We start from the raw sequence: 24,767 nt of genomic DNA on the forward strand, positions 1-24,767 counted from the left end.
CACCGTCGCCGCCGCCACCGCCGCGGCGCTCACGGCCACCGCCGCCACCGCCCGCGGCGCGCTGCTGCGCGGCCTTCTGCTCGCGCTCGGCGCGCGTCGCCGCGGCCTCGCCCTTGTAGATCCACACCTTCACGCCGATGCGGCCGAACGTCGTCCGGGCCTCGTAGAACCCGTAGTCGATGTCGGCGCGCAGCGTGTGCAGCGGGACCTGGCCCTCGCGGTAGAACTCCGACCGCGACATCTCGGCGCCGCCGAGGCGGCCGCCGCACTGGACCTTGATGCCCTTGGCGCCCGACTTCATCGCCGACTGGATCGCCTTGCGCATGGCGCGGCGGAACGCGACCCGGCTGGACAGCTGCTCGGCCACGCCCTGCGCGACGAGCTGCGCGTCGATCTCGGGGTTCTTCACCTCGAGGATGTTCAGCCGGACCTGCTTGCCGGTCAGCTTCTCCAGGTCGCCCCGGAGGCGCTCGGCCTCCGCGCCGCGGCGGCCGATCACGATGCCCGGCCGGGCGGTGTGGATGTTGACCTCGACCCGGTCACGGGTCCGCTCGATCTCCACCTTGGAGATGCCCGCCCGGTCCATGCCCTTCTGCAGCATGCGCCGGATCTGGACGTCTTCCTTCACGTAGTCCTTGTAGAGCTTCGTGGCGAACCACACGGACTTGTGGTCGGTCGTGACCCCGAGCCGGAACCCGTGCGGGTTGATCTTCTGACCCACTACCGGGCCCTCCTCGTCTTCTTACCGCCGGCCGAAGCGACCTCGTCCTTCGGGGCGACGACCACGGTGATGTGGCTCGTGCGCTTGTTGATGCGGTAGGCCCGACCCTGGGCGCGGGGGCGGAAACGCTTCAGCGTCGGCCCCTCGTCGACCCACGCGCCGCTCACGACGAGCGTGCCCGTGTCGAGCTTGAAGTTGTGCTCGGCGTTGGCAATGGCACTGGCCAGCACCTTGCCCACCGGCTCACTGGCGGCCTGGGGGGCGAACCGCAGCACCGCCTGCGCCTCCGCGGCGGGCAGGCCGCGGATGAGGTCCACCACGCGGCGGGCCTTCATGGGCGTGACGCGGATGAACCGCGCCTGGGCCCTGGCTTCCATCGCTGTTCCCTCTCTCCTACGAACTTGCCCGCTCAGCCTCGACGGCTGCGGCGGTCTTCCTTGACGTGGCTGCGGAACGTCCGCGTCGGCGCGAACTCGCCGAGCTTGTGACCCACCATGGCGTCGGTGACGAACACCGGCACGTGCTTGCGGCCGTCGTGCACGGCGATCGTGTGACCGATCATGTCCGGCACGATCATGGAGCGCCGGGACCACGTCTTGATGACGTTCTTGGTGCCCTTCTCGTTCTGGACGTCCACCTTCTTCATCAGGTGGTCGTCCACGAAGGGGCCCTTCTTAAGGCTACGTGGCATGACGAGCGACTCCTACCGCTTCTTCTTGCTGCGACGACGGACGATCAGCCGGTCGCTCGACTTGTTCGCCTGGCGAGTGCGGCCTTCCTTCTTACCGTTCGGGTTCACCGGGTGCCGGCCACCGGAGGTCTTGCCCTCACCACCACCGTGCGGGTGGTCGATCGGGTTCATGGCCACACCGCGGACGGTCGGGCGCTTGCCCTTCCACCGCATCCGGCCGGCCTTGCCCCAGTTGATGTTCGACTGCTCGGCGTTGCCGACCTCGCCGACCGTCGCGCGGCAGCGCACGTCCACCATCCGCATCTCGCCGGAGGGCATGCGCAGCGTGGCGTACTTGCCCTCCTTGGCCAGCAGCTGGACGCCGGCGCCCGCACTGCGGGCGATCTTGGCGCCGCCGCCGGGCTTCAGCTCGATGGCGTGGATGACGGTACCCGTCGGGATGTTGCGCAGCGGCAGGCAGTTGCCCGGCTTGATGTCCGCGCCCGCCCCGTTCTCGACGCGGTCGCCCTGGCGCAGGTTCCGCGGCGCGAGGATGTAGCGCTTCTCACCGTCGGCGTAGTGCAGCAGCGCGATGCGCGCGGTGCGGTTCGGGTCGTACTCGATGTGCGCGACCTTCGCCGGGACGCCGTCCTTGTCGTGCCGGCGGAAGTCGATCACGCGGTACGCGCGCTTGTGACCGCCGCCCTGGTGCCGGGTCGTGATGCGGCCGTGGTTGTTGCGGCCGCCCTTCTTGGGGAGCGGACGCAGCAGCGACTTCTCCGGCTCACGGCGCGTGACCTCGACGAAGTCGGCCACGCTGGAGCCGCGACGACCCGGAGTCGTCGGCTTGTAGTTACGGATGCCCATCTTTTTCGTTCATCCCTATTTCAGTCCTCGGACGGCTCCGGCCGCTTAGGCCGGACCGCCGAAGATGTCGATCCGCTCGCCCTCGGCGAGGCTGACGATGGCGCGCTTGGTGTCCTTGCGCTTGCCGTAGCCGAACCGGGTGCGCTTGCGCTTGCCGGACCGGTTGAGCGTGTTCACGTTCGTCACCTTGACGCCGAACACCGACTCGACGGCCTGCTTGATCTGCGTCTTGTTGGCGTCGGTGCGGACCACGAACGTGTACTTGTTCTCGTCCAGCAGCCCGTAGCTCTTCTCCGAGACGACCGGCGCGATGATGACGTCGCGGGGGTCGGCGATCTTGTTCATGAGCGACCCTCCTTACTTCTTCGCCGCGCGCGAGATGAACTCGTCGTACGCCTTCTGCGTGAAGACGACGTCGTCGTTCACCAGCACGTCATAGGTGTTGAGCTGGTCCGAGACGATCACGTGCACGCTCGGCTCGTTGCGCAGGCTCTTCCAGGTCAGCTCGTCCTCGCGGTCCAGGACCAGGAGGACGCGCTTGGCCTCGGTGACCGAGCGCAGCGCCGCCAGCGCCGTCTTCGTCTTCGGGGTGTCGCCCTCGATGATGCTGTCGACGACGTGCACCCGGCCGTAGCGGGCGCGGTCCGACAGGGCGCCGCGCAGCGCGGCGGCCTTCATCTTCTTGGGCGTCCGCTGCGAGTAGTCCCGCGGCTGCGGGCCGTGCACCGCGCCGCCGCCGGCGAACTGCGGCGCCCGGGTGGAACCCTGGCGGGCCCGGCCGGTGCCCTTCTGCCGGTACGGCTTCTTGCCGCCGCCGGACACCTCGCCGCGGGTCTTGGTCGAGTGCGTCCCCTGCCGCGCCGCGGCCAGCTGCGCCACCACGACCTGGTGGATCAGCGGCACGCTGGTCTTCGCGTCGAAGACCTCCGCGGGCAGATCGATGTCGATCTTCGAAGTCACTTGCCCGTCCCCTTCACTGCGTCGCGGACCAGCACCACGGCGCCGTTGGGACCGGGAACCGCGCCCTTGATGAGCAGCAGGTTCTTCTCCGCGTCGACGGCGTGGAGGGTCAGGTTCTGCACGGTGGTACGGGCGTTGCCGTGCCGTCCCGCCATGCGCAGGCCCTTGAAGACGCGACCGGGGGTCGCGCAGCCGCCGATCGACCCCGGCGAGCGGTGCTTGCGCTGGGTGCCGTGGGAGGCGCTGAGGCCCTTGAACCCGTGGCGCTTCATGACGCCCGCGGTGCCCTTGCCCTTGCTCGTGCCGGTGACGTCGATCTTCTGGCCGGCCTCGAAGACGCCAGCGGTGATCTCCTGGCCGAGTTCGTACTCGGTGGTGTCATCGGAGCGCAGCTCGACGAGGTAGCGGCGCGGCGTGACGCCGGCCTTCTCGAAGTGACCCGTGCGCGGCTTGTTCACCTTGCGCGGGTCGATCTGCCCGTACCCGATCTGGACGGCGGTGTAGCCGTCCTTCTCCTGGGTGCGGAGCTGCGTGACGACACACGGCCCGGCCTGGACGACGGTCACCGGAACGATCCGGCCCTCATCGTCGAAGACCTGGGTCATGCCGAGCTTCTCGCCCAGGACGCCCTTCCTCTGCGTACTCATTTCTGGTGCGTCCCTCAGAGCTTGATCTCGATGTCAACGCCGGCCGGAAGGTCGAGCCGCATCAGCGAGTCGACCGTCTTGGGCGTCGGGTCGATGATGTCGATCAACCGCTTGTGCGTGCGCATCTCGAAGTGCTCGCGGCTGTCCTTGTACTTGTGCGGCGAGCGGATGACGCAGTACACGTTCTTCTCGGTCGGCAGCGGCACCGGGCCCGCGACCTTGGCGCCCGTCCGCGTCACCGTCTCAACGATCTTCTTCGCGGAGGTGTCGATGACCTCGTGGTCGTAGGCCTTGAGCCGGATGCGGATCTTCTGTCCCGCCATGGTGGCCTCGGTGTCCTTTGCTGTAGTGCCGCTGGTTACTTCAGGATCGTGACGCGGCGGCCCGGGATGCCCGGGGGCGGCCCGGGCCGCCGCTCACGAGAGGGTGTTACTTGATGACCTTGGTGACGCGACCCGAGCCGACGGTCCGGCCGCCCTCGCGGATGGCGAACTTCAGGCCCTCCTCCATGGCGACGGGCTGGATCAGCTCGACGCGCATCTCGGTGTTGTCGCTCGGCATGACCATCTCGGTGCCCTCGGGGAGGTTCACCACGCCGGTGACGTCCGTGGTCCGGAAGTAGAACTGCGGACGGTAGTTGTTGAAGAACGGCGTGTGGCGGCCGCCCTCGTCCTTGGACAGGATGTAGACCTGCGCCTCGAACTCGGTGTGCGGGGTCGTGGTGCCCGGCTTGATGACGCACTGGCCGCGCTCGACGTCCTCGCGCTTGGTGCCGCGCAGCAGCAGGCCGACGTTGTCGCCCGCCTGGCCCTGGTCGAGCAGCTTGCGGAACATCTCGACACCGGTGACCGTGGTCGAGCTGGTCTCGTTCTTGATGCCGATGATGTCGACGGTCTCGTTGACGTTGATGACACCGCGCTCGATGCGGCCGGTCACGACCGTGCCGCGGCCGGTGATCGAGAAGACGTCCTCGATCGGCATCAGGAACGGCTTGTCGATGTCGCGGACCGGCTCCGGCACGTTCTCGTCGACGGCGTCCATCAGCTCGCCGATCGTGGCGGCCCACTTCTCGTCGCCCTGCAGCGCCTGGTAGGCGGACACGCGGACGACGGGAACGTCGTCGCCCGGGAACTCGTACTCGGACAGCAGCTCGCGGACCTCGAGCTCGACGAGCTCCAGGATCTCCTCGTCGTCCACCATGTCGCACTTGTTCAGCGCGACGACGATGTAGGGGACGCCGACCTGGCGGGCCAGGAGCACGTGCTCCTTGGTCTGCGGCATCGGGCCGTCGGTCGCGGCGACCACCAGGATGGCGCCGTCCATCTGCGCCGCACCGGTGATCATGTTCTTGATGTAGTCCGCGTGACCGGGGCAGTCCACGTGGGCGTAGTGCCGGGACTCGGTCTGGTACTCGACGTGCGCGATGGAGATCGTGATCCCGCGCTCGCGCTCCTCGGGGGCCTTGTCAATGTCCTCGAACGGCGTGTACGGGTTCAGGTCCGGGTACTTGTCGTGGAGCACCTTGGTGATCGCCGCGGTAAGCGTGGTCTTACCGTGGTCGATGTGACCGATGGTGCCGATGTTCACGTGCGGCTTCGTCCGCTCGAACTTGGCCTTCGCCACTGGTTGCTCCTTGTTGCGATCCTCGGCCGTCTGGAACGACCGCTTCGATGTACGTCTGGTGTGATCTGTGGGCAGGCCCGGGTGCTACTCGCCCCGCGCCTTGGCGATGATCTCCTGCGCGACGTTCCCCGGAACCTCGGCGTAGGAGTCGAACTGCATGGTGAAGACAGCCCGGCCCTGGGTCTTGCTGCGCAGATCACCCACGTAGCCGAACATCTCGGACAGCGGCACGAGCGCCTTGATGACGCGCATCCCGCTCCGCTCGTCCATGGACTGGACCTGGCCGCGGCGGCTGTTGAGGTCGCCGATCACGTCGCCCATGTTGTCCTCGGGCGTGGTGACCTCGACGGCCATCATCGGCTCCAGCAGCGTGGGGGACGCCTTGCGGGCGGCCTCCTTGAACGCCATGGAGCCGGCGACCTTGAACGCCATCTCCGACGAGTCGACCTCGTGGTAGGCGCCGTCTCGCAGGGTGACCTTGACGCCCACCATCGGGTAGCCGGCGAGGACGCCGAACTCCGCGGCCTCCTGGCAGCCCGCGTCGACCGACGGGATGTACTCCCGCGGGATGCGGCCGCCGGTGACCTTGTTCTCGAACTCGTAACCGTCGGACCCGCCGCCGAGCGGCTCCAGGTCGATGATCACGCGGCCGAACTGGCCGGAGCCGCCCGTCTGCTTCTTGTGGGTGTACTCGACCTTCTCGACCTTCTTGCTGATGGTCTCGCGGTAGGCCACCTGCGGCTTGCCGACGTTGGCGTCGACCTTGAACTCCCGCTTCATCCGGTCGACGAGGATCTCCAGGTGGAGCTCGCCCATGCCGGAGATGACGGTCTGGCCGGTGTCCTCGTCCGAGCGGACCTGGAAGGACGGGTCCTCCTCGGCCAGCCGCTGGATCGCGGTGCCCAGCTTCTGCTGGTCGGCCTTGGTCTTCGGCTCGATCGCCACGTGGATGACCGGCGCCGGGAAGTTCATCGACTCGAGGACGATCGGGGACTTCTCGTCGCACAGCGTCTCACCGGTGGTGGTCTGCTTGAGGCCCATCACCGCGACGATGTCGCCCGCGCCCGCGCGCTCGATCTCGGTGCGCTTGTTGGCGTGCATCCGGTAGATCTTGCCGATGCGCTCCTTGCGCTCCTTGACGGAGTTCATCACGTTCGCGCCGGACTCCAGCACGCCGGAGTACACGCGCACGAAGGTGAGCTTGCCCAGGTGCGGGTCGCTGGCGATCTTGAAGGCGAGCGCGGAGAACGGCTCGTCCTCGCTCGGCCGGCGGGTGAGGACCTTCTCCTCGTCGCGGACGGCGTGGCCCTCGATGGCCTCGACGTCCAGCGGCGAGGGCAGGTAGCGGACGATCGCGTCCAGCAGCGGCTGCACGCCCTTGTTCTTGAAGGCGGTGCCGCAGGTCACCGGCGTCACGGCGGCGGCGATCGTCGCGCGCCGGATGCCGGCGTGCAGCTGCTCCACGGTGGGCTCGTGGCCCTCCAGGAAGAGCTCCATGATCTCGTCGTCGTTCTCGGCGAGCGTCTCGACCAGCTTGTCGTGCCACTCGCGGGCCGACTCGGCGTGCGTCTCGGGGATGTCGACCGTGTCGTACATCTCGCCGAGCTTGGCCTCCTCGTTCCAGACGAGGGCCTTCATGTTCACCAGGTCGATGACGCCCTTGAAGTCGGCCTCGGCGCCGATCGGCAGCTGCAGCACGAGCGGGACCGCGTTGAGACGGTTCTCGATCATGTCGACGCAGCGGTGGAACTCGGCGCCGACCCGGTCGAGCTTGTTGACGAAGCACATGCGGGGCACGCCGTAGCGGTCGGCCTGCCGCCACACCGTCTCGGACTGCGGCTCCACGCCGGCGACACCGTCGAACACCGCGACCGCGCCGTCGAGCACCCGCAGGTTGCGCTCCACCTCGATGGTGAAGTCGACGTGCCCGGGGGTGTCGATGATGTTGATCGTGTGCTTGACGTCGTCGACGGGCCATTCGCAGGTGGTGGCGGCGGAGGTGATGGTGATCCCCCGCTCCTGCTCCTGCTCCATCCAGTCCATGGTGGCGGCGCCGTCGTGGACCTCGCCGATCTTGTAGCTGATGCCCGTGTAGTACAGGATCCGCTCGGTCGTCGTGGTCTTGCCAGCGTCGATATGGGCCATGATCCCGATGTTGCGGACCTTGGCCAGGTCTACACCGGTTTTGGTAGCCACAGTGTCCTCGCGTCCTCGCGTCGTCTCGTCGTTCTCAACCCGCCGGGGTTACCAGCGGTAGTGGGCGAAGGCCTTGTTGGACTCCGCCATCTTGTGGGTGTCCTCGCGCTTCTTCACAGACGCGCCGAGGCCGTTGCTCGCGTCGAGCAGCTCGTTCATCAGCCGCTCGGTCATGGTCTTCTCGCGACGCTGCCGGGCGTACACCACCAGCCAGCGCAGGGCGAGGGTGGTGCTGCGGGCCGGCCGCACCTCGACGGGGACCTGGTAGGTCGCGCCACCGACGCGGCGGCTGCGGACCTCCAGGGTCGGCTTCACGTTGTCGAGCGCGCGCTTCAGCGTGACGACCGGGTCGTTGCCGGTCTTCTCGCGGGCGCCCTCGAGAGCCTCGTACACGATGCGCTGCGCGATGGAGCGCTTGCCGTCCAGGAGAATCTTGTTGATGAGCGCGGTGACCAGCGGCGAGTTGTACACCGGGTCAGCGATCAGCTGGCGCTTGCCAGCAGGGCCCTTGCGCGGCATCAGCTCTTCTCCTTCTTCGCGCCGTACTTGCTGCGCGCCTGCTTGCGATTGCGGACGCCCTGGGTGTCGAGCGACCCGCGGATGATCTTGTACCGAACACCCGGGAGGTCCTTCACACGGCCGCCGCGCACGAGCACGATCGAGTGCTCCTGCAGGTTGTGACCGACGCCGGGGATGTAGGCCGTGACCTCAATCCCGCTGGTCAGCCGGACACGGGCGACCTTGCGAAGCGCGGAGTTCGGCTTCTTGGGCGTCGTCGTGTAGACGCGCGTGCAGACGCCCCGCCGCTGGGGGCTCTCCTTCAGCGCGGGCGTCTTGTTCTTGGTCACCTTGTCCTGGCGGCCCTTTCGGACCAGCTGCTGGATCGTGGGCACCGCGTCTCCGTCTTCCCTCGTACCGAGCCGGTAAGTCTTTTTGCTGCAATCACCACCTCAGGCGAGGCTGTGACCTGCCGGTTTCCCGACCTCTCCGACCCACGCGGTCGGGCGTGTCGCCGGTTCACGGAGCATTGCCCGCGACCAACCGACACAGACCGCCCGGCCCATGAACGGGCCGAATCAAGCCGGGGAGTGGTTGCGGCGCTGAGCCGGTCCCAACTCGGACCCTGCCGGCGCGCACGCATAGCGGCCCGCATACAGCGGGCACAAGTGAAGAGGTTACCGACCGCTCCGCGAAAGTGCAAAGCGAACGGCGCACTACCGTGCAGGCCCCTTCCGGCGCAAGCCCGGGAGGCCCTCGGTAGCCGACTCACCGTCTAGATCAACGGGAGAATGCCGACGGATGTTCCCGCCACGGAGGCGGAAAGACCCGTCGGCATTGTGTCCCACATCCCGGCCGTTGGGGAAGACGTCGACCAGGTTTTACGTCGTCCCCGGGCCGGGGCGCCCTAGAGCAGGAACGCGACGACCAGCACGATCACGATCACCGCGCCCACGACGCCGCCGATGACGTAGAGCAGCGTGTTGCTCTTGCCGCTCTTGCCCTCGTCGGCCCCGTACGTGGACGGCTGACCGTACTGTCCCGGCTGCCCGAACTGCCCCTGCTGGGCGGGCTGGCCCGGCTGGCCGAACTGGGGCTGGCCGCCGAACTGCTGCTGCTCGCCCTGCTGGCCGAACTGCTGCGCGCCCTGCTGGCCGAACTCCTGCTGCTGCCCGTAGCCCTGCTGGCCTTGCTGGCCTTGCTGGCCCTGCTGGCGGCCGTACTCCTGCTGCCCGTACTCCTGCTGGCCGCCGTACTGCTGGCCGGGCTGCTGGCCGTACTGCTGCTGGTCCTGGGGGGCACCGAACGGCTGGGCGCCGTATTGCTGCTGCTCGCCCTGCTGGCCGAACGGCTGCGCGCCCTGCTGGCCGTACTCCTGCTGCTGGCCGTAGTCCTGCTGGCCGAACGGCTGCGCGCCCGCCTGCGGCTGCTGCTGCTGGGCCTGCGGCTGCCACGACTGCTGCCCGATGTCCAGGCGGGTGTGCTCGGCCATCCCCCCGGACGGCTCCGCGGCGTGCCGTCCCTGCGCCTGCGCGGACGGGTCGAACGCCTCGGTCGGGCGGGCGTCCTCGACGCCCCGGCCGCCCGGCGCGCCGAACGCGGGCGGCTCCTCCGCCTGCGGGGCGCCACCGAAGCCGGAGTCGGGCGGCGGCACCATCATCGTCCGCTCGCGGTCGCTCTGGCCCTGCCCCGGCTGGCCCTGACCCGGCTGGGACGCCTCAGGCGACCACGGCTCGGGCGTCGACGGCGGGACCGGCACCTGCCACGGCTCGGCGGGCGGCTCCTGCCGGCGCTCGGGCCCGGTCGCGACGGGGATGTCGGTGCCGGGCGACCAGTGCAGCGTGGCCTGGTCGTCCACCGGGGGGCGCTGCGGCCGCTCGGGCTCCTGCGGTCCGGTGCCGGGTCCGGGGACGATCAGGGTCCGGTCGTTGCCGCCCTCCTGCGGCTGCCCGGGGGCCGGCGGCGCCTGCTCGGCGGGCGCCCCGCCCTCGGGCGCGCGCGGCTCGGCAGGCGGCGCGTACCCGGGCTGGCCGCCGAAGGGCGGCTGGCCATACGGCTGTTGCTCCTGCTCGTACTGGGGCGCGCCGTGCATCGGCTGCTGCGGGTACCCCTGCTGCGGCTGCCCGTACTGCTGTTCCGGCTGCTGCCCGTACTGCTGGCCCTGGGGGCCGCCGTACTGCTGCTCCTGCGGCGGCGGGAAGCCGCCGGGGCCCGGAGGCGTCCCGTAGGGCTGCTGGCCGTACGGCTGCTGCTCCTGCTGCTGCTCGTACTGGGGGGCGCCGTACTGCTGCGGAGGAGGCGGGGGCTGCTCGCCGTACTGCGGCATCGGCTGCTCGACCATCGTCGGGGGCGGCGGGGGCGTCCGCCGCTCCGGCTCACCGGGCTCCTGCGGCGCCTGGGGCCGCTGCCCGCCGGCCGCGCCGCCCAGCTGCGGGGCGCCGAACACCACGGTCCGGTCGCCCAGCGGACGCGCGGGAGGCTCGCCCCGCTCCTCGGGGGCCTGGCGGCCCTCGTCCTCCGGCAACGGCCGCTGCGGTCCCTGCGTGCCGTCATTCTCGGTCATCGTCGGGCTCCTTCAGCGCCGTCGTCCCGGGGCTCCTGAGTCCCGGTCGCCGGGGATCCGCCGTGCGGTCCCCGGATCTGTCACTCGTCTCGTCCCGTGGCGGTCTGACCGCCCGTGGGCGTTCTGGCCTCCAGCCTGCCCCGATAGCCGGTGGTATCGCAAATCATCGCTCCAGTTCGACGCCCGGCGCCCACGGTACGTTCCGGGCGGGCGCCTCACCAGCGCGAACGCCCCGGCCGCGGTCAGCCGTGCCCGCGGACCGGATGCGGGCGGTACGGCGCCTCCAGCCGCTCGACGTCCTTGTCGTCCAGTGTGAGCCCGGCCGCCGCGATCGCGTCGTCGATGTGCGCGGTCTTCGTCGCGCCGACGATCGGGGCCGTCACCCCCGGGCGTCCGAGCAGCCACGCGAGCGCGACCTGCGCCATGGGGACGCCCTTCTCCCCCGCCACCTCGCGGACGACGTCGATGACGTCGAAGTCGGCCTCGTCGTACATCATGTCGCCGTAGGCGTCGTTGCCGGCCCGCACCGTGTTGGCCTGCCCGCCGCGGTCGCGGTTCCCCGCCAGCCGCCCGCGCGCGAGCGGGCTCCACGGGACGAGCCCGACGCCCTGGTCGACGCAGAACGGGTTCATCTCCCGCTCCTCCTCGCGATACAGCAGGTTGTAGTGGTTCTGCATCGTGACGAACTTCGTCCAGCCGTGCTTCTCCGCGACGTGCTGCGCCTTGGCGAACTGCCACACGAACATGCTGGACGCGCCTATGTACCGTGCCTTGCCCGCGCGCACCACGTCGTTGAGGACCTCCATGGTCTCCTCGATGGGCGTCTCATTGTCCCAGCGGTGGATCTGGTAGAGGTCCACATAGTCGGTGCCCAGCCGCCGCAGCGAGTCGTCAATGGCCGCCATGATGTGCTTGCGGGACAGCCCCTTGTCGTTGGGCCCGTCGCCCACGGGAAGGCAGACCTTGGTCGCGAGGACGTATTCCTCCCGGCGAGGGAACAGCTTCGCCAGCAGGTGCCCGGTGATGACCTCGCTCGCGCCGCGCGAGTACATGTCGGCGGTGTCGAAGAACGTCACGCCCGCCTCGACCGCCCTCCGGACGATCGGCTCCGCCGCCTCCTCCGCCAGCGCCCAGGGACGCTGCCCGGGGTCGCCGTAGCTCATCATCCCCAGGCAGATCCGCGAGACCCTGGTCCCCGTCGTCCCGAGCCGCACCTGTTCCATGGCTTCTCCTCTCGCCTCAGCGCCCTCCACGGTGCACCGCCGCCCGGGCGATCACCAAACGCACCCGAACGCAACCGGAATTCGGGCTTCGGGATAGAGGAGGGTGCCGACGCCCCTGGAGGCGAGGAGCATTCCGGGCCGACGCACCCTGCCGACTACCGCGATCACACCTATCTACTGTCGGGCATCCTGCGCTGTGGCCGGCGCCTCCCGGACGGTAACCTCTGCGACACTCCGCTTCGCTCCAACGGGCCGAAGGATGCAGCGCATCACACGTACACCTGCCTGTGCCGTGCTGAGGGTGGCTGCGGTGGCGCCTCCCGGCGCGGTGACCTCGTCGACATGTTCGTCTCGGAAGCCGTGCTCGCCAAGCTGGAAGAGGCGTCGTTGTCCTCCGGCCCGCGTGGTAAGGAGTGGGAGGGCGCGGCCGAACTCAGGGCGGTGGAGGAGCAGCTAGAGACGCTGACCCGGCAGTGGAACGCCCGGCAGATCACTAATGACCTGTTCTTCAGGCTGGTTCCCGGCCTGGAACAGCAGATCAGCCAGCTCCGTAGCGAGAAGAACAGGCATGAAGCCGCCACAGCGGCGAAGGAAGCGCGGGACGAGACGAGCGCTTCCGAGGTGCGGCGGCGGCGGTACCTATCCCATCCGGTGCGGGGCTCGTCTCTTGTCAGGCCGCGTACGTGTCGAGTACCTCGCGAACCTCTGGGACGTCCCGGTAAGGCTCCAGCTTGGCGAGAACGACGCGCCCACGTCGGGCGGTCCGGTCGCTGGGGAAGTCGGCCGCGAGGTCGAGCATGTGCCGCGCGGTCTTGGCGCCCTCTTCGGGCTCGTTGGCGTCCACCAGGGCGACGGCGAGCCATGAGAGGTAGAGCGCGAGTTCGCGCGTGTGGGTGGAGTCGTACCGGCTGAGGACTTCTTGCAGTAGCGGGACGGCTCGTAGCGGGCGCCGGAGTTCGGTGTAGACACGGGCGTCCATCACGTCGAGTTCCTCGGGCGAGACCCAGTAAGCCCAGTCGGGCGCCTCCTGGGAGTCCTCGTCGGCCATGGCCTCGTGGGCTTCGGCGAGAGCGCGCATCGCCGGCTGCGGGTTGCCCGCCTTGGTCTGCGCCCATGCGACCCGGTCAAGGTAGAGCGCGCGGGCCTTGGTTGGTGCGTCCGGCCCGGCCTCGTCCAGGGCGGCGCGGGCGAGGCTCAGCCCGTCGTCTTCATGGCAGGTGTTGGAGAGCTGGTAGGCGAGGCTCCCCGCGAGGTTGCCGACTAGCGAGAGGTCTCCCGCCTCCCTGGCTGCCGAGACGCCGAGTCGGTAGGCGTGCGCGGCCTGGTTGTGCTCGCCCGCGTCGCTCGCAATCCAACCCGCGATCTGGGCTATCTCCCCGATGCTGCTGAGCAGAGACCGGCCGGTCTCCTCGGAGTGCGTCGTCTCTCGGTAGAGCTGGACGGCGCCGTCCAGTTCGCGGAGTGCCGGTGCGAGTAGATCGCCGCTGGCGATGACGTCGTCCGCGAGCCGTAGACCGTGCGCGCGGTCGGCAAGCGCGGCCGCCGTGGATGCTCCGACCCGGCGGCCTGCGGTGCTGGCCAGTGGTCCAAGCTCCACGTCGTGGTCAGGCAGGAAGTAGGCGAGTGCCTCGGCCGGACTGGGGGCACCGGCGCCGATGTCCTCGCCGCGTGCGTGGGCCGCTGCCCTTTCGAGGGTTCGCAGGGGGATGCTCAGAGCCACGGAGAGGGCGGGAAGCCACACGTCGGGGATGCGCTCGCCTCGCTCCCAACGGCTGATCTCGTGGCGTGTCACGGAGGCCGTTCCCGAGATCCGGCACAACGACTCGGCTAGCTGTCTCTGGCTCTTGCGCGCATCACGTCGCAAGCGTGCGAGGTACGCACCGAAGCGCCGACGCCTTTCGTTGATCACGCTGGCCCCTCCCTTGGCCTTCAGTCTGGCCCGTCCCTGGCCCCCACGTAGGCGCCTCTGAGGAGACAGGCCGAACAGACAGGCTCAAGCCATGGAAAAGGCAGCAGGTGAACGGGTCAACCCTCTCCCTGTGCCCCCGACGCTCATCGTCTCGACGGAAGGACGGCCCCCATGGCAACGGAAGCCTCAGAGGTGACGGAAGCTCGGCGGCTGCGGGTCTGGGCGCTGGCGCAGGCGCTCAAGGCGCACGGGTACGCGGTGGAGATGGCGGAATCCGAGCCGCTGCTTGCGGTCCCGGCCACGCAGCGGCCCCCGCGCTTCGCGGCGGCTTCAACTCCCCATGCTGTTAGCGGTCAGTTGGGATTCCCCGTTGGCGGCCAGTTAGTGGGGAGTTATCTGGCCGTCCCTGATTACTCTGTGGTCGCTCTGGGCTGATGGGTATCGGTGCTCTTCGGCCTAGGAGGCTCGGCGCTGTTGTGACCTGGTGGGTCAGTGACACGGTCCTTGGCGTGGTGGTCTCGGATGGCATCCAAGACCTCGGGGAGCTGCCCGCGGGCCGCAGCCGAGCGCAGGTGGTCAAGGTAGTCGCGGGATTCGACGATCTTTCCGTCCCGGACGCGCATGACGAAGACAGCAGGGATGGCGAAGGGTTCGCCGGTCTCCACCACGATGCCTTCGTACTGGAATTCGGCCACGATGACCTCGGGGTCGGTGGTCTGGTGAACATTGATCCGGGTTGGCCGACGCCGCAGGGTCGGGCCCTGGTACGGCTGTGGTCCGCCGCCGAAATGGGTGCGCAGAGCTTCGCGGGAGCGCATCGGCGACGCCTCCAGCGGGAAGAACGGGTGGCAGACATCGGTTCGCTCCGCGTACAGGTCCACCACGTCCGCCCAGCGCTCTTCACAAACGCCGTGCACGAGTTTCAAGAAGACATCGCGAGGAGTATCGGTCACCGGCTCACCGTAACCCCGCCCCCGCCCCGAGCGCGCTCGGCACACGCACAGTGATGACCGGACGCTGCCCGGGGTCTCCGTAGTTCATCATCCCCAGGCAGATCCGCGAGAAAGGGCCCGCTCCTTGGGGAGCGGGCCCTTTTCGTGTGCGCCGGTCAGTTGAAGGCGTAGCACTCCACCTCTGCTCGGCTCTGGGTCATTCCCAGCTTGACGTACTTGGCCTCGCAGGCGCGCTGCTTGGCGTTCAGGTTGAGCTTGCCGCACTCCTTCACGCTGGAGTACGTGCGGCAGCCCTGCTGCGTGCTCGCCGGTGCCTTCTGATCGGTCCTGGACGGCTGGGCGGCGCTGGCGGTACCCACTCCACCGACCACGACGGCCATGGCGAGCAGCGATGCGGTAATGACCCTCTTCATGTGATTCCTCCCCCGACGCGTACATTAGCCAGCATCGAGGTCGTCCCCGGACACGACACCGCAAAACACCCTCAAAGGTCAAGAAAACGGGTAAAAGCGCTGGTAGATCGCGTGCCCGGCCCACGCGGAAGGCCCCTCCCGCGGCTGCGGAAGGGGCCTTCGCCACCGGGGGACGGACCCCGCGGTTCAGGTGTTACCGGTTGTACTGGCCGAAGTCGTACTCCTCCAGCGGCACGGCCTCGCCGGAGCCCTGCCCGAAGGCGTACTCGGCGCCGTCGTCGTAGGAGCCGACGGAGTACACCGCCGCCTTCGCCTCCTCGGTCGGCTCGACCCGGACGTTGCGGTACTGCGGCATGCCGGTACCGGCCGGGATGAGCTTACCGATGATGACGTTCTCCTTGAGGCCGAGCAGCGGGTCGCTCTTGGCGTGCATCGCCGCCTCGGTGAGCACCCGGGTCGTCTCCTGGAAGGACGCCGCCGACAGCCACGACTCGGTCGCGAGCGAGGCCTTGGTGATGCCCATCAGGACCGGGCGGCCGGCGGCGGGGACCCCGCCCTCGGCCACGACGTTCCGGTTCCTCTCCTCGAAGATCGGACGCTCGACCAGGTCGCCCGGCAGCAGCTCGGTGTCGCCCGACTCGAGGATGTTCACCCGCTTCAGCATCTGGCGGACGATGATCTCGATGTGCTTGTCGTGGATCGACACGCCCTGCGACCGGTACACCTCCTGGACCTCGTGCACCAGGTGCAGCTGCACCGCGCGCGGGCCGAGGATGCGCAGCACCTCGTGCGGGTTGATCGCACCCGCGATGAGCTGCTGGCCGACGTCGACGTGCTCGCCCTCCTTGACCAGCAGCCGGGACCGCATGGGCACCTGGTAGGCGATCTCGTCGGACCCGTCGTCCGGGACGACGACGACCTTGCGGGTCTTCTCCGTCTCGTCGATCTTGATCCGGCCGGCGACCTCGCTGATCGGGGCCACGCCCTTGGGGATGCGGGCCTCGAACAGCTCCTGGACACGCGGCAGACCGTGCGTGATGTCACCGCCGGCGACACCGCCGGTGTGGAACGTCCGCATGGTCAGCTGGGTGCCGGGCTCACCGATGGACTGCGCGGCGATGATGCCGACGGCCTCGCCGACGTCCACCCGCTTGCCGGTGGCCAGCGAGCGGCCGTAGCAGGCGGCGCAGACACCGATCTTCGCCTCGCAGACCAGGGCGCTGCGGGTGCGCACCGACTCCACGCCCGCCTCGACCAGCCGGGTGACCACCGCGTCGGACAGGTCGGTGTCGGCCGGGAAGATGACCGTCCCGTCGACCTCGACGTCCTCGGCGATCGTGCGGCCGACCAGCGCGGTCTCCGAGGTGGCCAGCTTGACCAGCGTGCCGTCCGGCAGCTTCTCGGCGACCTCGAACGGGATCGTGCGGTCGGTGCCGCAGTCCACCTCGCGGACGATGACGTCCTGCGCGACGTCCACCAGACGACGGGTCAGGTAACCCGAGTCGGCGGTGCGCAGCGCGGTGTCCGCGAGGCCCTTCCGGGCGCCGTGCGTCGAGATGAAGTACTCGACGACCGACAGCCCCTCGCGGAAGGACGACTTGATCGGACGCGGGATGGTCTCGCCCTTGGGGTTGGAGACCAGGCCGCGCATGCCGGCGATCTGGCGCAGCTGGAGCGGGTTGCCGCGGGCGCCCGACTGGATCATCATCCAGATCGGGTTGGCCTTCGGGAACGCCTTCTCCATGTCCACCGCGACGTCCGCGGTGGCCTTGTTCCAGATCTCGATGAGCTCCTGCTTGCGCTCGTCGTCGGTGATCAGACCGCGGTTGAACTCGCGCTGCACCTTCTCCGCGCGCGCCTCGTAGCCGCTCAGGATGTCCTGCTTGTTGGGCGGCGTGACGACGTCGTCGATGGAGATGGTCACCCCGGACCGGGTGGCCCAGTGGAAACCGGTGCTCTTCAGCGCGTCCAGCGCGTTGGCCACCGCGACCTTCGGGTAGGTCTCGGCCAGCTCGTTCACGATCGCCGACAGCTGCTTCTTGCCGATCTCGTCGTCGACGAACGGGAAGTCGTCCGGCAGCGTCTCGTTGAACAGCGCGCGGCCGAGCGTGGTCTCCAGCCGGTACGGCTGGCCGGGCTCGTAGCCCTCGGGCGCCTGCCAGCCGCGCGGCGGCGGGACGTCCTTCAGCCGGATCTGGATCTTGGCCTGCAGGTCCAGCTCGTGCCGGTCGTAGGCCATGATCGCCTCGGCGATCGAGCCGAACGCGCGGCCCTCGCCGTCGGCGCCGTCCTTCTGCGTCGTCAGCCAGTACAGGCCGATGACCATGTCCTGGGTGGGCATGGTGACGGGCTTGCCGTCCGACGGCTTCAGGATGTTGTTGGTCGACAGCATCAGGATCCGGGCCTCGGCCTGCGCCTCGGCCGACAGCGGCAGGTGCACCGCCATCTGGTCGCCGTCGAAGTCCGCGTTGAACGCGGTGCAGACGAGCGGGTGGATCTGGATCGCCTTGCCCTCGACCAGCTGCGGCTCGAACGCCTGGATGCCCAGGCGGTGCAGGGTCGGCGCCCGGTTCAGCAGGACCGGGTGCTCGGTGATGACCTCTTCCAGCACGTCCCACACGACCGGGCGCGCGCGCTCGACCATCCGCTTGGCGGACTTGATGTTCTGCGCGTGGTTGAGGTCGACCAGCCGCTTCATCACGAACGGCTTGAACAGCTCCAGCGCCATCTGCTTGGGCAGGCCGCACTGGTGCAGCTTCAGCTGCGGGCCGACGACGATGACCGAACGGCCGGAGTAGTCGACGCGCTTGCCCAGCAGGTTCTGCCGGAACCGGCCCTGCTTGCCCTTGAGCATGTCGGACAGCGACTTCAGCGGACGGTTGCCCGGCCCGGTGACCGGGCGGCCGCGGCGGCCGTTGTCGAACAGCGCGTCGACGGCCTCCTGCAGCATCCGCTTCTCGTTGTTGACGATGATCTCGGGAGCGCCCAGGTCGAGCAGGCGCTTGAGCCGGTTGTTCCGGTTGATGACCCGGCGGTACAGGTCGTTCAGGTCGGAGGTCGCGAAGCGGCCGCCGTCCAGCTGCACCATCGGACGCAGGTCCGGCGGGATCACCGGGATGCAGTCCAGCACCATGCCGAGCGGGCTGTTGCGGGTGTTGAGGAACGCCGAGACGACCTTCAGCCGCTTGAGGGCGCGGGCCTTCTTCTGGCCCTTGCCGGTGCGGATGATGTCGCGCAGCTTCTCGGCCTCGGCGTCGAGGTCGAAGTTCTGCAGCCGCGCCTGGATGGCCGCGGCGCCCATGCCGCCCTCGAAGTACTTGCCGAACCGGTCGCGCATCTCGCGGTAGAGCAGCTCGTCGCCCTCCAGGTCCTGGACCTTGAGGTTCTTGAACCGGCTCCACACCTCGTCGAGGCGGTCGAGCTCGCGCTGCGCGCGGTCGCGCAGCTGCTTCATCTCCCGCTCGGCGCCGTCGCGCACCTTGCGCTTCTGGTCGGCCTTCGCGCCGGCCTCCTCGAGCTCCCCGAGGTCGCCCTCCAGCTTCTGCTGGCGGGCCTCGACCTGCGCGTCGCGGGCCTGCTCGATCTGCTGGCGCTCCACGGAGATGTGGGCCTCCAGCGTCGGCAGGTCGCGGTCGCGGCGCTCGGTGTCCACGCTGGTGATCATGTAGGCCGCGAAGTAGATGATCTTCTCGAGATCCTTCGGGGCCAGGTCCAGCAGGTAGCCGAGGCGCGACGGGACGCCCTTGAAGTACCAGATGTGCGTGACCGGCGCGGCCAGCTCGATGTGGCCCATCCGCTCACGGCGCACCTTGGCGCGGGTCACCTCGACGCCGCAGCGCTCACAGATGATGCCCTTGAACCGGACGCGCTTGTACTTGCCGCAGTAGCACTCCCAGTCCCGGGTCGGGCCGAAGATCTTCTCGCAGAAGAGCCCGTCCTTCTCCGGCTTGAGGGTCCGGTAGTTGATCGTCTCCGGCTTCTTCACCTCGCCGTGGGACCACTGGCGGATGTCGTCGGCGGTCGCCAGGCCGATGCGAAGCTCGTCGAAGAAGTTGACGTCAAGCAACTGTTTTCCCCTTGAGTTGATCAGACCTCTTCGACACTGCTCGGCTCGCGCCGGGACAGGTCGATGCCGAGCTCCTCCGCCGCGCGGAAGACGTCCTCATCGGTGTCGCGCATCTCGATGGACATGCCGTCGCTGGAGAGCACCTCGACGTTGAGGCACAGCGACTGCATCTCCTTGATGAGCACCTTGAAGGACTCGGGAATGCCGGGCTCGGGGATGTTCTCGCCCTTGACGATGGCCTCGTACACCTTCACGCGGCCGAGGACGTCGTCGGACTTGATGGTCAGCAGCTCCTGCAGGGCGTAGGCGGCGCCGTACGCCTCCAGCGCCCACACCTCCATCTCACCGAAGCGCTGGCCGCCGAACTGGGCCTTACCGCCGAGCGGCTGCTGGGTGATCATGGAGTAGGGGCCGGTCGAGCGGGCGTGGATCTTGTCGTCGACCAGGTGGAGCAGCTTGAGGATGTAGATGTAGCCGACCGAGACCGGTTCGTTGTACGGCTCGCCGGTGCGACCGTCGAACAGCCTCGCCTTCCCGCCCGGGCCCACCATCCGGTTGCCGTCGCGGTTGGGCAGGGTGCTCTGGATCAGCCCGGTGACGTCGTTCTCACGCGCACCGTCGAAGACCGGGGTGGCCGTGTTGGTCCACGGCGCGGCCTCGTCGGCGCCGATCTCCTTGAGCGCCCGCTTCCAGTCGGCGTCGTCGCCCTCGACCTTCCAGCCGCGGGAGGCGACCCAGCCGAGGTGGGTCTCCAGGACCTGGCCGACGTTCATCCGGCCGGGCACGCCCAGCGGGTTGAGCACGATGTCGACCGGCGTCCCGTCCTCCATGAACGGCATGTCCTCGACCGGGAGGATCTTGGAGATGACGCCCTTGTTGCCGTGCCGGCCGGCCAGCTTGTCGCCGTCGGTGATCTTGCGCTTCTGGGCCACGTACACCCGGACCAGCTCGTTCACGCCCGGCGGGAGCTCGTCGCCCTCGTCGCGGGAGAACACCCGGACGCCGATGACCTTGCCCTCTTCACCGTGCGGCACCTTCAGCGAGGTGTCGCGGACCTCGCGGGCCTTCTCGCCGAAGATCGCGCGCAGCAGCCGCTCCTCGGGGGTCAGCTCCGTCTCGCCCTTGGGCGTGACCTTGCCGACCAGGATGTCGCCGGGGACGACGTCCGCGCCGATGCGGATGATGCCGCGCTCGTCGAGGTCGGCCAGGACCTCCTCGGAGACGTTCGGGATGTCCCGGGTGATCTCCTCGGGGCCGAGCTTGGTGTCGCGGGCGTCGACCTCGTGCTCCTCGATGTGGATCGAGGAGAGGACGTCGTCCTGCACCAGCCGCTGGCTGAGGATGATCGCGTCCTCGTAGTTGTGGCCCTCCCACGGCATGAACGCCACGAGCAGGTTCTTGCCGAGCGCCATCTCGCCGTCGTCGGTGCACGGGCCGTCGGCGACGACCTGCCCGAACTCGACCCGCTGGCCCTCGTCCACGATCGGCTTCTGGTTGAAGCAGGTGCCCTGGTTGGAGCGCTTGAACTTGGACACGCGGTAGGTCGTCCGGGTGCCGTCGTCGTTCATGACGGTCACGTAGTCGGCCGAGACCTCCTCGACGACGCCGGCCTTCTCGGCCGTGATCACGTCGCCGGCGTCGGTCGCCGCGCGGTACTCCATGCCGGTGCCGACCAGCGGCGCCTCGCTGCGCAGCAGCGGGACGGACTGGCGCTGCATGTTGGAGCCCATCAGCGCGCGGTTGGCGTCGTCGTGCTCCAGGAACGGGATCATCGCGGTCGCGACCGAGGTCATCTGCCGGGCCGAGACGTCCATGTACTGGACCTCGCGGGCCGGGACGAGCTCGACCTCGCCGCCCTTGCGGCGGACCAGGATGCGGTCGTCCTGGAAGGTGCCGTCCTCGTTGAGCAGGGAGTTGGCCTGCGCGATGACGAAGCGGTCCTCCTCGTCGGCGGTCAGGTAGTCGATCTGCTCGGTGACCCGGCCGTCCTCGACCTTGCGGTACGGGGTCTCGACGAACCCGAACGGGTTGACCCGGCCGAACGCGGCGAGCGAGCCGATCAGGCCGATGTTCGGGCCTTCCGGCGTCTCGATCGGGCACATGCGGCCGTAGTGCGACGGGTGGACGTCGCGGACCTCCATGCCGGCGCGCTCACGCGACAGACCGCCCGGGCCCAGCGCGTTCAGGCGGCGCTTGTGCGTCAGCCCGGCCAGCGGGTTGGTCTGGTCCATGAACTGCGACAGCTGGCTGGTGCCGAAGAACTCCTTGATGGAGGCGACGACCGGCCGGATGTTGATCAGCGTCTGCGGCGTGATCGCCTCGACGTCCTGGGTGGTCATCCGCTCGCGGACGACGCGCTCCATGCGGGCCAGGCCCAGCCGGACCTGGTTCTGGATCAGCTCGCCGACCGTGCGCAGGCGCCGGTTGCCGAAGTGGTCGATGTCGTCGACCTCGATCGGCACCGGGACGGCCCCGAGGGTGGCCTCGTCCTCGCCGGCGTGCAGCCGGACGAGGTACTCGATCGTGGCGACGACGTCGTCCTCGGTCAGGGTGCCCTGGCGCATGTCCAGGTCGAGGCCGAGCTTCTTGTTGATCTTGTAGCGGCCGACCTTGGCGACGTCGTACCGCTTGGGGTTGAAGTACAGGTTCTCCAGCAGGGTCTGCGCCGACTCGCGGGTCGGCGGCTCGCCCGGCCGCAGCTTGCGGTAGATGTCGAGGAGCGCGTCGTCCTGGCCGGAGGTGTGGTCCTTCTCCAGGGTGACGTTGATCGACTCGTAGGCGCCGAAGCGCTCGCGGATGCGGGCCTCGTCCCAGCCGAGGGCCTTGAGCAGCACGGTGACCGGCTGCTTGCGCTTGCGGTCGATGCGCACGCCGACGTTGTCGCGCTTGTCGATCTCGAACTCGAGCCAGGCGCCGCGGCTCGGGATGACCCGGCAGCCGTAGATGTCCTTGTCGGACGCCTTGTCGAGGGCGCGGTCGAAGTAGACGCCGGGCGAGCGGGTCAGCTGCGAGACGACGACGCGCTCGGTGCCGTTGATGATGAAGGTGCCCTTCGGGGTCATGAGCGGGAAGTCGCCCATGAACACCGTCTGGCTCTTGATCTCACCGGTGGTGTTGTTGATGAACTCCGCCGTGACGAACAGCGGGGCGGAGTAGGTCATGTCCTTGTCCTTGCACTCCTCGACGGAGTACTTGGGCGGCTCGAACCGGTGGTCGCGGAACGAGAGGGACATGGTTCCGGAGAAGTCCTCGATCGGACTGATCTCTTCGAAGATCTCCTCCAGCCCCGACTGGGTCGGGACGCTCTTACTTCCGGCCTTCTGGGCCGCCTCGACCCGGGCCTTCCACCTCTCATTGCCCAGCAGCCAGTCAACGGAGTTGGTCTGCAGAGCAAGGAGGTCCGGGACTTCGAGCGGCTCCTTGATGCGCGCGAAGGAGACGCGGTTCGGACCGGTTGCGGTATTCGAGGCGTTGCGCGAGGCTGCCAAGAGTGGTGGTCCTTCCGAGGGCTCGCGGCGTAACTGACGACACGCACGCCAGACGATCCACGTCCAAGACCCGTGCGTTAGGGGCCAAAACGGACCCGCTCGGGAGTGCTCTCACACGTGGATAGTCAGAGGGCAGCGCAAAGGGGCAGTGTAGCCGACTGGTACACCGCTCGCAACTCTAGCGCCGCAGTATGCATCACGTTGCCATGGAGCATCGCCCCTCCAGGCCTTGCAGTCAAGAGCGGACTTGGACTTTTCGGGCCCTGACCTGCAGTGAGGAAGGCCATAGTTTACCGGGGGGCCGGCTCCTGGGGCGGGTGTGAACGCGGCGGGCGACCACCCTGTCGTGGGTGGTCGCCCGTGGGGTCGCGTCGCGGGAGGCTAGGAGATGACGTCGACCTTCTGGGCCAGCCACTTGCCGTGGGCCTTGACCATCGTCATCTTCAGCCGCAGCGACTCCGGGAGCTGCTGCGTCTTGTCGTTCTTGGTGACCGACGAGCGGTCCGCGTAGACCAGGACGACGACCTTGTCCGAGGTGGCGCTGACCGCGCCCGTCTTCATCACCGTCGTCGTCCCGACGAGCTGCTGCGCGGTCGCCTGCGCCTTGAAGGACGGGAGCTGCTTGACGTAGTCGTCGTGCAGCTTGCCCGTCGTCATGGCGGCGGCGGCCTTGGTGTCGGTGTCGATCGTCCGGTAGTCGTAGGACGACAGCTCCTGGGCGGCCTTCGCGGCGGCCCCGAGGCCGTCCCGGCGCGCGTCGTCGATCGCGTTCTGCTCGTGGTTCTTCAGGACCAGCAGCGTGGCCGCGGTGCCGAGCGCGAGGAACAGGACGGTCATCACCGCCAGCAGGGTGAACCGGCCGGTGCCGACGCGGCGGCGCGGCTCGTGATCGGAGGCGCCGGTCTTTACGGCCTTCTTGAGGGTCAGCGCCTTCTTGGGCTTGCGGGGCTTCGCCTCGTCCTCGGGCTCGTCGTCCTCGTCCTCATCTTCGTCCTCGGCCTCGTCGGCTTCGGTCGTGAGGGCGTCTTCGGCGTCGTCCGGCTCGTCTTCGTCCTCGGCCTCGTCGGTGTCTTCCTCGGCCTCGGTCTTGAGGGCGTCCTCGGCGTCGCCCGCCTCCGTCTCGGTGGCGGGGACCTCGTCCGTGGCTGATTCGTCCGCTGCGGGGTCGTCGGCCTCCGGCGCGGTTTCGGGGGCCTTCTTTGTGCGTCGGGGCTTCACAGCCGTTTTGACGGCCTTCGGGGAAGCGTCTTCCTCGGCGTCCTCGGTGTCCTCGGCGTCGGCCGCGGCCGCGTCGGCGGCGATCTGGGCGAGGCGCGCGGCCTCGCGGGCACGGGCGGCGGCCTCCTCGGCGAGGCGGGCCGCCTCCGCGGCCTCCTCGGCCTTGGTGGCCTGCGCGGCGGCCTTGCGGGTCTTGCCGTCCTCCGGGCGGTCCTTGTCCTTCTGCGGTGCGGAGCGCTTGCCCCGGCCCAGCATGGTCACGGGACCACCTCCAGGTTGGCGACGAGCCAGCGGTCACCGACCCGGCTGAGTTCCATCAGGTACCGGTAGGCGCGCTGGGCGCCGTCCTTGACCTTCGGGTTGGTGACGGTCCCGTTGAGGGAGACCATCACCTCGGCGGAGTCGCCGTCGATGGAGACGACCCCGGCCTCGACCTGGCTGACGGTCGACTTGGCCTGCGTCTGCTTCAGCGTGTCCATCAGCGTCTTGGACTGGGAGCCGAGCTTGTTCTTCAGGTCGCCGGTGGCGCCCGACATGATCCGGTCTATGTCCTTCTGCGCGGACGAGGAGCTGATCGTCATCAGGTTGACGCCCATCTGGCGCGCCGACTGGGTCGCCTTCGCGCGCCGGTCGGCGGATTCCTTGCCGTGGTAGACGCGCACGGCGAACACGCCGGTGACGACGGCGAGCGCGACGACGAGCACACCGAGGACGATCGTGGTGATCTGCGGCCAGAGGCGTCTCATCGGCCC

The 24,767-nt window shown here is 68.8% G+C and carries 21 protein-coding genes; all 21 read right to left on the reverse strand.

What is annotated here, in order from left to right:
• Positions 1-721: 30S ribosomal protein S3 (gene rpsC, locus ABD296_RS14710; RefSeq protein ID WP_344266557.1), on the reverse strand; the 721-nt coding region annotated here is incomplete at its 3' end.
• Positions 721-1,098 (reverse strand): 50S ribosomal protein L22, encoded by a 378-nt coding sequence (rplV, locus tag ABD296_RS14715; protein ID WP_151543208.1) that lies wholly within the window; start codon positions 1,096-1,098, stop codon positions 721-723. The genes rpsC and rplV, both read right to left, overlap by 1 nt.
• 32 nt (positions 1,099-1,130) lie before the next feature.
• Positions 1,131-1,412 (reverse strand): 30S ribosomal protein S19, encoded by a 282-nt coding sequence (gene rpsS / locus ABD296_RS14720; protein WP_148347474.1) that lies wholly within the window; start codon positions 1,410-1,412, stop codon positions 1,131-1,133.
• A gap of 12 nt (positions 1,413-1,424) precedes the next feature.
• Positions 1,425-2,258, reverse strand: coding sequence for a 50S ribosomal protein L2 (rplB, locus tag ABD296_RS14725; RefSeq protein WP_344266568.1), 834 nt, complete (start codon positions 2,256-2,258; stop codon positions 1,425-1,427).
• Positions 2,259-2,303: 45 nt separating this feature from the next.
• Entirely contained in the window at positions 2,304-2,603 is a 300-nt protein-coding gene (rplW, locus tag ABD296_RS14730) for a 50S ribosomal protein L23 (RefSeq protein ID WP_285920176.1), read from the reverse strand.
• A gap of 12 nt (positions 2,604-2,615) precedes the next feature.
• Positions 2,616-3,218, reverse strand: a complete 603-nt coding sequence (rplD, locus tag ABD296_RS14735; protein ID WP_344266577.1) for a 50S ribosomal protein L4 — start codon at positions 3,216-3,218, stop codon at positions 2,616-2,618.
• A complete protein-coding gene (gene rplC / locus ABD296_RS14740; protein WP_208268506.1) occupies positions 3,215-3,865 on the reverse strand; it encodes a 50S ribosomal protein L3 in 651 nt (216 codons plus the stop codon). Before rplC ends, rplD begins: the two co-directional genes overlap by 4 nt.
• A 14-nt stretch (positions 3,866-3,879) precedes the next feature.
• A complete protein-coding gene (rpsJ, locus tag ABD296_RS14745; protein WP_018657599.1) occupies positions 3,880-4,188 on the reverse strand; it encodes a 30S ribosomal protein S10 in 309 nt (102 codons plus the stop codon).
• A 106-nt stretch (positions 4,189-4,294) separates the two neighbouring features.
• Positions 4,295-5,488, reverse strand: a complete 1,194-nt coding sequence (gene tuf, locus ABD296_RS14750) for an elongation factor Tu (RefSeq protein ID WP_344266584.1) — start codon at positions 5,486-5,488, stop codon at positions 4,295-4,297.
• 84 nt (positions 5,489-5,572) lie between these two features.
• Entirely contained in the window at positions 5,573-7,684 is a 2,112-nt protein-coding gene (fusA, locus tag ABD296_RS14755) for an elongation factor G (RefSeq protein WP_344266586.1), read from the reverse strand.
• A 48-nt stretch (positions 7,685-7,732) separates the two neighbouring features.
• A complete protein-coding gene (rpsG, locus tag ABD296_RS14760; protein ID WP_285920162.1) occupies positions 7,733-8,203 on the reverse strand; it encodes a 30S ribosomal protein S7 in 471 nt (156 codons plus the stop codon).
• A complete protein-coding gene (gene rpsL, locus ABD296_RS14765) occupies positions 8,203-8,577 on the reverse strand; it encodes a 30S ribosomal protein S12 (protein WP_030176166.1) in 375 nt (124 codons plus the stop codon). Before rpsL ends, rpsG begins: the two co-directional genes overlap by 1 nt.
• 512 nt (positions 8,578-9,089) lie before the next feature.
• Complete coding sequence (locus ABD296_RS14770; RefSeq protein ID WP_344266595.1) at positions 9,090-10,745, reverse strand: hypothetical protein; 1,656 nt, start codon at positions 10,743-10,745, stop codon at positions 9,090-9,092.
• 242 nt (positions 10,746-10,987) lie between these two features.
• Positions 10,988-11,968 carry an aldo/keto reductase gene (locus ABD296_RS14775; RefSeq protein ID WP_344266598.1) on the reverse strand — a complete coding sequence of 327 codons (981 nt, stop codon included), beginning with the start codon at positions 11,966-11,968 and terminating at the stop codon, positions 10,988-10,990.
• A 670-nt stretch (positions 11,969-12,638) separates the two neighbouring features.
• Entirely contained in the window at positions 12,639-13,877 is a 1,239-nt protein-coding gene (locus ABD296_RS14780) for a helix-turn-helix domain-containing protein (RefSeq protein ID WP_344266601.1), read from the reverse strand.
• Positions 13,878-14,287: 410 nt separating this feature from the next.
• A complete protein-coding gene (locus ABD296_RS14785) occupies positions 14,288-14,830 on the reverse strand; it encodes a nuclear transport factor 2 family protein (protein WP_344266604.1) in 543 nt (180 codons plus the stop codon).
• A 155-nt stretch (positions 14,831-14,985) separates the two neighbouring features.
• Positions 14,986-15,243, reverse strand: coding sequence for a hypothetical protein (locus tag ABD296_RS14790; RefSeq protein WP_344266607.1), 258 nt, complete (start codon positions 15,241-15,243; stop codon positions 14,986-14,988).
• A gap of 193 nt (positions 15,244-15,436) precedes the next feature.
• Entirely contained in the window at positions 15,437-19,309 is a 3,873-nt protein-coding gene (locus ABD296_RS14795; RefSeq protein ID WP_344266610.1) for a DNA-directed RNA polymerase subunit beta', read from the reverse strand.
• A gap of 20 nt (positions 19,310-19,329) precedes the next feature.
• Positions 19,330-22,797: a DNA-directed RNA polymerase subunit beta gene (gene rpoB / locus ABD296_RS14800; protein WP_344266613.1), complete on the reverse strand. Its 3,468-nt coding sequence runs from the start codon at positions 22,795-22,797 to the stop codon at positions 19,330-19,332.
• Positions 22,798-23,178: 381 nt separating this feature from the next.
• The gene (locus ABD296_RS14805; protein ID WP_344266616.1) at positions 23,179-24,276 is read right to left on the reverse strand and encodes a hypothetical protein; all 1,098 of its coding nucleotides are present in this window, start codon (positions 24,274-24,276) and stop codon (positions 23,179-23,181) included.
• A complete protein-coding gene (locus ABD296_RS14810) occupies positions 24,273-24,761 on the reverse strand; it encodes a hypothetical protein (protein ID WP_344266619.1) in 489 nt (162 codons plus the stop codon). Before ABD296_RS14810 ends, ABD296_RS14805 begins: the two co-directional genes overlap by 4 nt.
• Positions 24,762-24,767 lie beyond the last annotated feature (6 nt).

It is taken from the genome of Actinomadura napierensis, assembly GCF_039529375.1.
GTDB classification, from domain to species: domain Bacteria; phylum Actinomycetota; class Actinomycetes; order Streptosporangiales; family Streptosporangiaceae; genus Spirillospora; species Spirillospora napierensis.